At 47.5% G+C, this 11,717-nt stretch carries 10 protein-coding genes; all 10 read left to right on the forward strand.

Annotation, left to right across the window (positions count from 1 at the left end; all coding sequences use genetic code 11):
- Nucleotides 1-135 precede the first annotated feature (135 nt).
- The 10 genes from dnaG to MHM93_RS05500 all read left to right on the forward strand — a co-directional run bounded on the left by dnaG (nucleotide 136) and on the right by MHM93_RS05500 (nucleotide 11,715).
- On the forward strand, nucleotides 136-1,905 hold the full coding sequence (gene dnaG / locus MHM93_RS05455; protein WP_239448303.1) for a DNA primase: 1,770 nt from the start codon (nucleotides 136-138) through the stop codon (nucleotides 1,903-1,905).
- A gap of 124 nt (nucleotides 1,906-2,029) precedes the next feature.
- A complete protein-coding gene (gene rpoD / locus MHM93_RS05460; protein WP_022945343.1) occupies nucleotides 2,030-3,871 on the forward strand; it encodes an RNA polymerase sigma factor RpoD in 1,842 nt (613 codons plus the stop codon).
- Between the two features lie 62 nt (nucleotides 3,872-3,933).
- The gene (prmA, locus tag MHM93_RS05465) at nucleotides 3,934-4,812 is read left to right on the forward strand and encodes a 50S ribosomal protein L11 methyltransferase (RefSeq protein WP_239448304.1); all 879 of its coding nucleotides are present in this window, start codon (nucleotides 3,934-3,936) and stop codon (nucleotides 4,810-4,812) included.
- A gap of 263 nt (nucleotides 4,813-5,075) precedes the next feature.
- Nucleotides 5,076-6,041, forward strand: coding sequence for a tRNA dihydrouridine synthase DusB (dusB, locus tag MHM93_RS05470; protein ID WP_045980568.1), 966 nt, complete (start codon nucleotides 5,076-5,078; stop codon nucleotides 6,039-6,041).
- 26 nt (nucleotides 6,042-6,067) lie between these two features.
- Complete coding sequence (fis, locus tag MHM93_RS05475) at nucleotides 6,068-6,358, forward strand: DNA-binding transcriptional regulator Fis (protein WP_010374122.1); 291 nt, start codon at nucleotides 6,068-6,070, stop codon at nucleotides 6,356-6,358.
- A gap of 211 nt (nucleotides 6,359-6,569) precedes the next feature.
- The gene (gene purH, locus MHM93_RS05480) at nucleotides 6,570-8,156 is read left to right on the forward strand and encodes a bifunctional phosphoribosylaminoimidazolecarboxamide formyltransferase/IMP cyclohydrolase (protein WP_022945340.1); all 1,587 of its coding nucleotides are present in this window, start codon (nucleotides 6,570-6,572) and stop codon (nucleotides 8,154-8,156) included.
- A gap of 110 nt (nucleotides 8,157-8,266) precedes the next feature.
- Nucleotides 8,267-9,088: a class I SAM-dependent methyltransferase gene (locus MHM93_RS05485; protein ID WP_045980566.1), complete on the forward strand. Its 822-nt coding sequence runs from the start codon at nucleotides 8,267-8,269 to the stop codon at nucleotides 9,086-9,088.
- A gap of 12 nt (nucleotides 9,089-9,100) precedes the next feature.
- On the forward strand, nucleotides 9,101-10,387 hold the full coding sequence (purD, locus tag MHM93_RS05490; protein WP_152440230.1) for a phosphoribosylamine--glycine ligase: 1,287 nt from the start codon (nucleotides 9,101-9,103) through the stop codon (nucleotides 10,385-10,387).
- Between the two features lie 510 nt (nucleotides 10,388-10,897).
- Nucleotides 10,898-11,227 carry a hypothetical protein gene (locus tag MHM93_RS05495; RefSeq protein WP_239448305.1) on the forward strand — a complete coding sequence of 110 codons (330 nt, stop codon included), beginning with the start codon at nucleotides 10,898-10,900 and terminating at the stop codon, nucleotides 11,225-11,227.
- Entirely contained in the window at nucleotides 11,224-11,715 is a 492-nt protein-coding gene (locus MHM93_RS05500; RefSeq protein WP_239448306.1) for a hypothetical protein, read from the forward strand. The genes MHM93_RS05495 and MHM93_RS05500 overlap by 4 nt, the downstream gene beginning before the upstream one ends.
- The last annotated feature ends 2 nt before the right edge of the window (nucleotides 11,716-11,717 follow it).

The raw sequence follows: 11,717 nt of genomic DNA on the forward strand, positions 1-11,717 counted from the left end.
ATTCAAGCAAACCGAGCCTCGTGCTCGGTTTCTTCGTTTGTGCAAGATAGAAAAATAAAGTCACTGTGACAGCTCCATTTCTTCGTGGCGATTGATATACTACTGAGATTCTCTATTCCCAATTAGGTGTTAGCAATGGCAGGCAAGATCCCACGGCAATTTATTGATGATCTTTTAGCTCGCACCGATATTGTAGAGTTAATAGACGCGCGCGTTAATCTTAAAAAAGCAGGCAAAGACTACCAAGCCTGTTGCCCTTTCCATAACGAAAAAACACCCTCGTTTACCGTCTCTCAAGACAAACAGTTTTATCACTGCTTTGGTTGTGGCGCCAATGGCAACGCCATTAGCTTTGTCATGGAATACGATAAACTCGACTTTGTTGATGCTATCGAAGAGCTCGCCAGTTTATTGCACCTCGAAGTGCCAAGAGAGCAAGGCCATAATAATTCCGAACGCCCTCCTGTCAGTCAAGAACAAAAGCGCTCAGACTATGAATTGATGGAACAAGCAGCACGGTATTATCAGCAGCAGTTGCGCCATCATGCTAACTCACAGTTGGTGATTGATTATCTTAAAGGGCGAGGCCTCAGCGGCCAAACGGTTAAAGACTATCAAATTGGCTATGCCCCGAGTGAATGGGAAGCCTTGTGCCAGACTCTAGGAAAAAACCCCAAGCAAAAGCAGCAGTTAATCGAACTTAAACTGGCCACCCAAAAAGACAATGGCCGCACCTTTGATTTCTTCCGTGACCGACTGATGTTCCCTATTCGCGACCGTCGCGGTCGGGTCATTGCTTTTGGCGGACGTATCATGGGCAGCGATGACAACGGCCCTAAATACCTAAACTCACCTGAGACCCGGGTATTCCACAAAGGTTTTGAGCTGTACGGTTTTTATGAGGCTAAGCAAGCGCACAAAAAGCTTGAGCAGTTACTCATTGTTGAAGGTTATATGGATGTGGTGGCCTTGGCTGAGCATGATATTAAATATGCCGTTGCCGCCTTGGGCACTGCGACCACCGCCGAACACATGCAGTTACTGCTGCGGGCCACCGACAAAGTTATTTGTTGTTATGATGGCGACCGCGCAGGTCGCGACGCGGCTTGGCGCGCGCTTGAAAATGCCCTTCCCTATTTAAAAGACGGCAAGGCACTGAAATTCGTGTTTTTACCGGACGGTGAAGATCCCGACTCATTGGTACAGCAAGAGGGCAAAACGGCCTTTGAACAACGCTTGGGTGACGCCAAAGATTTTATCGAGGTGTTTTTTGCTCGTTTGAGCGAACATATAGATCTTACTCAGGATGCAGGCAAAGCCAAGTTACTAAGTGAAGCCTTACCACTGATTGAAAAAATTCCCAGTGAGTTTTACCAAGAAAGCCTATTAGAACGTTTAGCACGGTTTATTGGTCGCACTCGGGAACAACTCAACGCCAAGCTCAAAACCCCAAAACAACAAAAACGGGTTGAGAGCCAATTTAAAATGACGCCCATGCGCACCGCCATCGCGCTTATGGTGCAACACCCGCAATTGGCACCTACAGTTGAGTACATGCCAGAGCTTGCCAGTTTAGGTTTACCGGGTTTGGAGTTGTTTTTAGCCATTCAAAAGCAATGTTTAGACAACCCACAAATTACCACCGCGCAGTTGTTAGAAAGTTACCGTGAACGCCCTGAATACGGCGCGCTTACTAAGCTTGCGGCGTGGCCACACCAAATAAACGACGAGGTTTTGGAACCTCATTTCCAACAAACAGTCAAATTCATTGAAGATCAGTGTTTAAATCATCGCCTCGAGACCTTATTAATAAAGGACAAGACGCAAGGTTTAAGCTTTGAAGAACGACGTGAATACGCGCTACTAACGCAAGCACTAAAAGGCAGTGAAGTGCTCGAAAGCTAGCCAGAAAAAACTCGGTCTGTTATAATACGCAATTCACTGCGTCAAACCGGCTTGGGGCTCCCAGCTTAGGTTCTTAAGCTGACGCCTGTTGTATCAACTTATCAGGGTGGAAGAGCAAATCTCTATGGATCCAACTCCTCAGTCACAACTAAAACTTCTGATTCAGAAAGGTAAAGAGCAAGGTTATCTTACATTCGCGGAAGTGAACGATCACCTTCCACAAGACATCATTGACTCGGATCAGGTCGAAGACATTATCAGCATGATTAATGACATGGGTATTAAGGTCAGCGAGTCTGCGCCTGATGCCGATGAATTAATGATGGCTGAAACGACCACGGATGAGGACGCAGCAGAGGCTGCGGCTGCAGCCCTGGCAACGGTAGAAAAAGAGATCGGTCGTACTACGGACCCTGTGCGCATGTATATGCGTGAAATGGGGACGGTTGAGCTACTTACTCGTGAGGGCGAAATTGATATCGCCAAGCGTATTGAGGAAGGTATCAACCAAGTACAGATTTCTGTTGCTGAATATCCAGAGGCTATCTCGCACCTACTTGAACAGTGGGACATGTTCGAAGCCGAAGAAATTCGCTTGAGCGACATCATCACTGGCTTTTTCGATCCCAACGAGGACGAAACACAAATCTCTGCCACACACATTGGTTCTGAATTGAGCGAAGAAGAGCTCGATGACGAAGACGATGATGCTGACAGCGATGACGATGATGAAGAAGAAACCGATAACGGCCCAGATCCGGAAGAAGCGCGCGAGCACTTTGAAAAACTTCGTGCCTTGTACACTGGCGCACGCGAGATTTTCGAGCAAAAAGGCCGTTCGCATCCCGATGCTAAAGCCGCGATTATCGAGATCGGCGAGCTATTTCGTACCTTCAAACTAGTACCGAAGCAATTTGATCGCATGGTTAACAACATGCGTGCAATGATGGATAAAGTGCGTGTGCAAGAACGCATCATCATGAAGCAAGCGGTACAAGTTGCTAAAATGCCAAAGAAAACGTTTGTTAAGCATTTTGCTAATAACGAAACAGATGCCTCTTGGCTTGATGCCGAAATCGCCAAAGGCGAGAGCTACTCAGCGAAATTAAGCGAGCTTAAACCGGAAATTGAACGTTGCATCAATAAGCTAAAACAGATTGAGCAAAGCACCGGTTTATCCATTGAGCGTATCAAAGACATCAACCGTCGTATGAGTATCGGTGAAGCGAAAGCTCGCCGTGCGAAAAAAGAGATGGTTGAAGCAAACTTACGTCTGGTTATTTCAATTGCCAAGAAATACACCAACCGAGGTCTGCAGTTCTTGGATCTGATCCAAGAAGGTAACATCGGCTTGATGAAAGCAGTAGATAAATTTGAATATCGCCGTGGTTATAAGTTCTCAACTTATGCAACTTGGTGGATCCGTCAGGCAATCACTCGCTCGATTGCTGACCAAGCGCGTACTATTCGTATTCCGGTACATATGATTGAGACCATTAATAAGCTCAATCGTATCTCGCGTCAGATGCTTCAGGAAATGGGCCGCGAGCCAAACCCTGAAGAACTGGCTGAGCGCATGCTAATGCCTGAAGATAAGATTCGTAAGGTATTAAAAATCGCTAAAGAGCCGATTTCAATGGAGACGCCTATTGGTGACGATGAAGATTCGCACTTAGGTGATTTCATTGAGGATACCACCATTGATTCGCCAATCGATTCAGCGACCATGGAAAGCCTTAAAGGCGCGACTCACGAAGTACTGGCAGGCCTGACAGCCCGCGAAGCAAAAGTACTACGTATGCGTTTTGGTATCGACATGAATACCGACCACACCCTAGAGGAAGTGGGTAAGCAGTTTGACGTTACTCGAGAGCGTATCCGTCAAATCGAAGCGAAGGCACTGCGTAAGTTACGCCATCCATCGCGCTCTGACCTGCTGAAGAGTTTCTTAGACGCCAGCAAATAAGCCGCGTCTTACACACTACATCAAGGCCGCTTTTTAGCGGCCTTTTTTAACGAGGATTTACAATGGCTTGGATCCAAATCCGCATTCGTGCCACCGAGTCAACGGCTGATGCCATTAGTGATCACCTTATGGACATCGGTTGTCCATCGGTGACCTTCATGGACACTAAAGACACGCCTATTTTTGAACCCCAGCCCGGGGAAGTAAAATACTGGGCAGAAACCACTGTGATTGGCCTGTTTGAGGCCAACCACGATATGCAAGCCGTAGTTGACTACCTAAAAGTACAACCTGAGCTGAAAGAGCAATTTCATTATAAAATTGAGCAACTTGAAGACAAAGACTGGGAACGAGAGTGGATGAAAAACTTCCACCCTATCCGCTTTGGCGAGCGTTTGTGGATTTGCCCAAGCTGGCTTGATGTGCCAGACCCCAGTGCGGTTAATGTTATGCTCGACCCGGGTCTGGCCTTTGGCACCGGCACCCATGCCACTACCGCGCTGTGCTTAAAGTGGTTAGAAGGCCTCGATTTAAGCGGCAAAACCGTGGTCGATTTTGGCTGTGGTTCCGGTATTTTGGGTATTGCGGCCATCAAGTTAGGTGCTGCCCGCGTTATCGGTATTGATATCGACCAGCAAGCCCTCGATGCCAGTCAAGATAACGCCGCACGTAATGGTATTGCTGAACAGCTAGAGGTGTATTTGCCACAGAACCAACCTCACCTTGAAGCTGATGTGGTGGTTGCTAATATTCTTGCCCAGCCATTACGTGAGCTTAATGAAGTGATTCTCAGCTTGCTAAAGTCCGGCGGTGACATTGCGCTATCTGGAGTGCTGGCTGAGCAAGCGCAATCGGTAGCCAGTCATTATGACCAGCAAGTAAACCTCGCCCCTATCGAGCAGGAAGGGGATTGGGTGCGCATCAGTGGGGTTAAAAAGTAACCACAGCTGACACTATTTGCGCAGCGGACAATTGTCCCTGCGCGACTTTTTTACACTTTTTACGCATCATCAACACCCCGCAGAGTAAGCTTTCACGGGCCTGTGTTCATAAAACAAACAAAAAAATCACTCCCTCAGCTCGTTACCAAATGTCAATACGAAAAGTTTAAAAAAAAAGCACTTTTGTTCAATTTATAGCCTTTGATTTTGCCGCAAAAAACCGTAAACTTAGCGCCCCTTGAAACGAGGTGAATTGAGTCGCTGTGCAAATTGGTCCGTACCAGTTAGAAAACAACTTAATGGTCGCCCCCATGGCTGGGATAACCGACCGCCCTTTTCGACAACTCTGTCGTCGCTTAGGTGCAGGCCTCGCGGTCTCCGAGATGTTGTCTTCCAACCCAAAGGTTTGGCGTACAGCTAAATCCATGGGCCGTATGGATCACAGCGGTGAGTCAGGTATTCGTTCCGTGCAAATTGCCGGTGCCGACCCTGAACTTATGGCGCAAGCCGCACAATTTAACGTTTCCAATGGCGCGCAGATCATAGATATCAATATGGGCTGCCCGGCAAAAAAAGTGAATAAAAAGCTTGCAGGCTCTGCGTTGCTGCAATATCCAGAGTTGGTCGAAGCCATCGTTAAAGCGGTGGTTAATGCGGTGGATGTGCCCGTCACATTGAAAATCCGCACTGGCTGGGATGTGGATAATCGCAACGGCGTCGAGATTGCAGCTATCGCTGAGCACAATGGTATTCAGTCACTTGCTGTCCATGGACGCACTCGTGCGTGCATGTATAAAGGCAATGCTGAATACGACACGATTAGAGCCGTGAAACGCTCAGTGTCAATTCCTGTGGTGGCCAATGGTGATATTACATCGCCACATAAGGCACAACAGGTTTTAGAGTATACGGGCGCAGATGCCATCATGGTTGGCCGAGCCGCCCAAGGTCGCCCCTGGATTTTTCGGGAAATCGATCATTATTTAAAAACCGGAACGCTGCTAGCGCCGCCTGAATTAGGCGAAGTACGCAGCATATTGATGGAGCATTTAACTAATCTGCATCAATTTTACGGTGAGCCCATGGGGGCGCGGATTGCTCGCAAGCATGTTGGATGGTATTTGCACGCTCATGACGAAAACGGTCAGTTTAGGCGAGTATTCAATGCGCTAGAAACACCTCAACAGCAGGTGGAAGCGCTTAATGAGTACTTTGAAACTTATTGCTAATCCAGAAAGAAAGAGACAATACAACGATGTTTGAACAAAATGTGACTTCTCCTTTTATTACTAACGCTCACGTTCAGTCACAAGAGAAACCACAGCCTCTTCGCGACGCTGTTAAAAAAGCTGTTCACCACTACTTAAAGCAGCTTAACGGTCAGGACGTACAAGATGTATACGAGCTTGTTCTTTCTGAACTAGAAGCACCGCTTCTAGAAGAAGTAATGACTTACACACGTGGCAACCAAACGCGTGCGGCCATCTTGCTAGGTATCAACCGTGGTACTTTACGCAAGAAGCTGAAAAAGTACGGCATGAACTAATGAATACGCAGCGCTAAGCTGCACCTAAAAGCACCTTCGGGTGCTTTTTTATTTTCGTCCATACGCGAAAATGACCAGCGCTACACCTGGTCTGGTGTTATACAAAAGCACCATCATTGTTTAAAATAAGGGATTCTAAGCAAGTCCCCTTGCCTAACCCCAAGGCGTAAGCCTAGGCAAGCTTTCACTCATTGAGGTAATCAAAACAACCATGGATACACATCGTCCAATTCGTCGCGCACTTATCAGTGTGTCTGACAAAACGGGTATCGTTGAATTCGCTCGCGAATTAGCCGCTCAAGGCGTTGACATTCTTTCTACCGGTGGCACCTGCAAACTGCTTGCTGACAACGGCATTAAGGTCACTGAAGTATCTGACCACACCGGTCATCCAGAAATTATGGACGGTCGCGTAAAAACCCTACACCCGAAAATCCACGGCGGCATATTAGCGCGTCGCGGCCAAGATGAAGGGGTGATGAGCGACAACAACATCGATGCCATCGATATGGTTGTAGTGAACCTATATCCTTTTGCACAAACCGTTGCCAAAGCGGATTGTAGCCTTGAAGACGCCGTTGAGAATATCGATATCGGCGGCCCAACTATGGTGCGCGCGGCAGCGAAAAATCACAAAGACGTGACCATCGTAGTAAATGCGGGTGATTACACACGCGTAATTGACGAAATGAAAGCCAACCAAGGTTCAACCACCCACGCCACACGTTTTGATTTAGCTATCGCGGCTTTTGAGCACACTGCTCAGTACGATGGCATGATCGCCAACTACTTCGGTAAGATGGTGCCAGATTACACCGAGGAAGCGGCGGCTGAGACTAAATTTCCGCGCACTTTCAACATGCAATTCACCAAGAAGCAGGACATGCGCTATGGTGAAAACTCGCACCAAGATGCGGCGTTTTACGTTGAAAATGACCTCAGCGAAGCCTCTGTGGCCACCGCTAAGCAGCTACAAGGCAAGGCGCTATCATACAACAACATTGCTGATACCGACGCAGCCCTTGAGTGCGTAAAAGAATTCGATGCGCCAGCGTGTGTGATCGTGAAACACGCCAACCCATGTGGCGTATCGGTCGGTGAAAACATCCTTAGCGCCTATGACCGCGCCTTTAAAACCGACCCAACTTCCGCTTTCGGCGGCATTATTGCTTTTAACCGTGAACTTGATGGTGATACCGCAGAAGCCATCGTCGCGCGCCAGTTTGTGGAAGTGATTATTGCGCCTAGTATCAGCGAAGAAGCAGCGCAAATCGTTTCGGCAAAACAAAATGTACGCCTACTAGAGTGTGGCCAGTGGCAAGATAAAACAACCGCTGTGGATATTAAGCGCGTTAATGGCGGTGTTTTAGTGCAAGACCGCGATCAAGGCATGGTCGCCAAAGAAGAGCTAAAAGTCGTGTCTAAGCGCCAACCTACCGAGCAAGAGCTAAACGATTTAATGTTCTGCTGGAAGGTGGCTAAGTTTGTTAAATCGAACGCCATCGTATACGCCAAAGACGGCATGACCATTGGTGTGGGCGCTGGACAAATGAGCCGCGTTTATTCAGCGAAAATCGCCGGTATTAAGGCTGCTGACGAAAACCTCGTGGTTGAGGGCTCGGTCATGGCCTCGGATGCCTTCTTCCCGTTCCGTGATGGCATCGACGCCGCAGCAGCGGCTGGTATCACTGCCGTGATTCAGCCCGGTGGCTCAATGCGCGATGAAGAAGTGATCGCCGCTGCAGACGAAGCAGGCATGGCCATGGTATTCACCGGCATGCGCCACTTCCGCCACTAAAACCGCTAATCACGCCAGTGCATAATTTGTACTGGCGTGTTTTCGTAGACTATTCAAATCAATCTGTTATGTTGGCACTAAATACCAAAAAAAACAGCAAGGATTAGATTATGAAACTAGGCTTGAAAACCGCGCTCAGCGCTGCTTTAGCTGTCTCTTTAAGTGCTTGTGCTGCAACCAGTGGCACCGAAGCACTCACCGATGCCGCGCAAAACGATTTGCGTAGCGAGCAAGCAAAAAGTCGCGACCAATATCGCCACCCGGTGGAAACCTTGGCGTTTTTTGGCTTCGAACCGTCGATGACCGTAGTTGAGATCTGGCCTGGTGGCGGCTGGTACAGCGATATTATCGCCCCTGCGATGAAAGGTGAAGGCACCTTTTACGCCGCCCACTTCCCTGCTGATAGCGATGTTGAGTATTACCAACGCTCACTGACCCGTTTCCAAGATAAACTTGCCAGCGACAGTGCCTACAGCGACGTTAAACTCAGTGAGTTTGCGCCTGGCACACATCATAGCATCGCTCCTGAAGGAAGCGCCGACATGGTGCTGACGTTCAGAAACCTGCACAACTGGTATATGCAAAAAGACGAACAAGGCGTTAAAGATGCCTTTAAAGCCTTTTATGCAGCCTTAAAGCCCGGTGGCGTACTCGGTGTGGTTGATCACCGCTTACCCGAAAGCCGCGATGCAGGTAAAGCGAAACGCTCTGGCTATGTTAAAGAAAGTTGGGTGATTGAGCTGGCTAAACAGGCCGGATTTGAACTCGCTGCGAAAAGTGAAATCAATGCAAACCCGAATGATTTTGCCGACCACCCTCGTGGCGTGTGGACATTGCCACCGCGTTTAGCGCTAGGCGATGAAGATCGCGCTAAATATGAGGCGATTGGTGAAAGCGATCGGATGACGCTGAAATTCATCAAACCGCAATAGGATTTTTACGCCATGAATGTACTTGTCATTGGCAGTGGCGGCCGCGAACACGCACTTGCGTTTAAGGCCGCTCAATCAAGCAAAGTAGAAAAAGTATTTGTCGCGCCAGGTAATGCTGGCACTGCCCTGGAGCCAAAACTAGAAAACGTCGCCATTGGTGTCGAAGACATCGATGCGCTTATCGCTTTCGTCAAAGAAAACCAGGTTGAACTAACCATTGTCGGTCCTGAAGCACCGCTTGTGATTGGTGTGGTCGATGCCTTTCGCGAGCAAGGCTTGGCTATTTTCGGACCGACACAAGGTGCAGCCCAACTGGAAGGCTCTAAGTCTTTCACTAAAGACTTTTTAGCACGCCACAATATCCCAACGGCGTTCTACAAGACCTTTGAGCAAATCGAGCCCGCGCTTGCTTACATCAAAGAGCAAGGCGCTCCCATCGTGGTCAAAGCCGATGGCTTGGCCGCAGGTAAAGGCGTTATTGTGGCGATGACCGAAGCCGAAGCTGAGGCTGCTGTACGCGATATGCTCGCAGGCAATGCCTTTGGTGAAGCAGGTAGCCGCGTGGTTATCGAGGAGTTCTTAGAAGGCGAGGAAGCCTCGTTTATCGTTATGGTTGACGGTAAAAACGTACTACCTTTTGCCACCAGCCAAGACCATAAGCGTGCCTATGATGGTGATAAAGGCCCGAACACCGGTGGTATGGGAGCCTACTCTCCGGCCCCCGTGGTCAGTGAAGAAATTCACAACCGCATTATGGATGAAGTGATCAACCCAACCGTAGCAGGTATGGCAGCAGAGGGGCATCCTTATACTGGCTTTTTGTATGCAGGGCTGATGATTGCCGCCGATGGCACGCCTAAGGTCATTGAATACAACTGCCGCTTTGGCGACCCAGAAACGCAACCGATTATGTTGCGTCTGCAATCAGACCTAGTGTCGTTGATTGAAGCTGCGAATCGTCAAGAACTGGATCGCACAGAAATTAACTTCGACCCACGCGCCGCCGTTGGCGTGGTGCTGGCAGCGAAAGGGTATCCAGGATCTTACCCTAAAGGTGATGCTATCTCCGGTCTAAAGGTAAATTACCCACAGGGCGAAAAAGTCTTCCATGCAGGCACCAAGCAGCAAGGTGAAGACATCGTCACTGCCGGGGGCCGGGTGCTGTGTGCGACAGCGCTAGGCGATACCGTAACAGCGGCGCAACAACGTGCGTATGATTTGGTGAAAGAAATTAACTGGGACGGTGTTGAATACCGCACCGATATCGCTCACCACGCCATTCGTCGCGAGCGTACTTAACCCCCACGAGAACCTTCGTTCCGAGAACATTCGTTCCGAGAACCTTCGTTCAAAACAGGGTTAAGAGCTAATAACCGTACATATCAAGCGAGGCTAAATGCCTCGCTTTTTTATGACACTTTTTCTAGCTTGATTTAATCTTATGTAGGAGGCTTTTAGGCCACATCGAAACTTTGAGAATTACATTTAAGCTAACAAGAACACCTAACGGTTTGCTGCGCCAGTACATCCGGAAAGGCGCCTATTTACGGACGCTAACAGATAGGAAAATTAGCGAGATTAAACGATCATTAAACGCCAGACCTAAAAAGTGCCTAGGTTATAAACAGCCTATCGTTGTGTTCAATGAATTACGCTATGCGGCCTAATTTAGCGAGTGGTGCAACTCGGAGTTGAGTTCGTGCTTACATTTACTGTCTAAATCTTAAAGGAATAAGGTACAGTTTTTTTTCGACAAATTTTGTGCTATTTTGCACTTAAAACAGAAACAAAAAGGGAATTTAATATGATATGTCCGGACTTAGTGAATTAGAGTTTTCTGACCGTGGGAAATTGGCAGTAAAAGAAATAAGAAGAATAAAAGAAATAAATCAATGGCTCAGCTCCACCATTGTTGTTGGTACCTTTGCAAACATTTTCGCTGGCAACGGCATAATAAAGAGCCACTATAACCTTACTCAAACAGATTTTAATTCTTTTAATAAGGCTTTAAGAGATTCTCCAAGCATTGCTAAGCGAACGATAAAGACTATATCGGGCCTACAAGCAATTAGAGCTAAAACAAGCAAAGAAAGACAGTTTTGGAAGGCTGTATACAATGGGTGCGTGGCTGCAAAATGAACTATTTAATTTGTGCTTTTTCTTTATTGTTATCACTTTGCTCCTATGCAAATACGACTGAGCAAACCCTTGAAGACTATCTTACTGTCCAATACCATAACTCGATTAAAGCGTACGAGCTTAAGCTTGAAGAGTGCCAAAAAACAGAAGAAGTTATCACCCCTAATGACGTCGAGCATATTTCGAAAGATTGGAACGTGATCAGTGCTGCTTTATCTTATCATTATGCAAAATTTCAGGATTTATGCACGCATCATGAATTACAACACTTCACTGTACTTTCTGCAAAACTGCAGGCTTTAGAAAGTAGCGATAAGTCAGTGCTTGATAAGTATAATCAGTTAATTATGGCAATACCTTTAACTTATGAACGAACTAAAGCTGATTATTTTGTTTTGCCTGAAAACTTACGCAAGCAGTTTTCAAGTATAGAAAAACTGAACAGACCATTTGATCTGATGGGAACAATGGAAAATTTTGATTTATGATA

Source organism: Pseudoalteromonas sp. MM17-2, assembly GCF_022347945.1.
In the GTDB taxonomy this organism is placed as follows: domain Bacteria; phylum Pseudomonadota; class Gammaproteobacteria; order Enterobacterales; family Alteromonadaceae; genus Pseudoalteromonas; species Pseudoalteromonas ruthenica.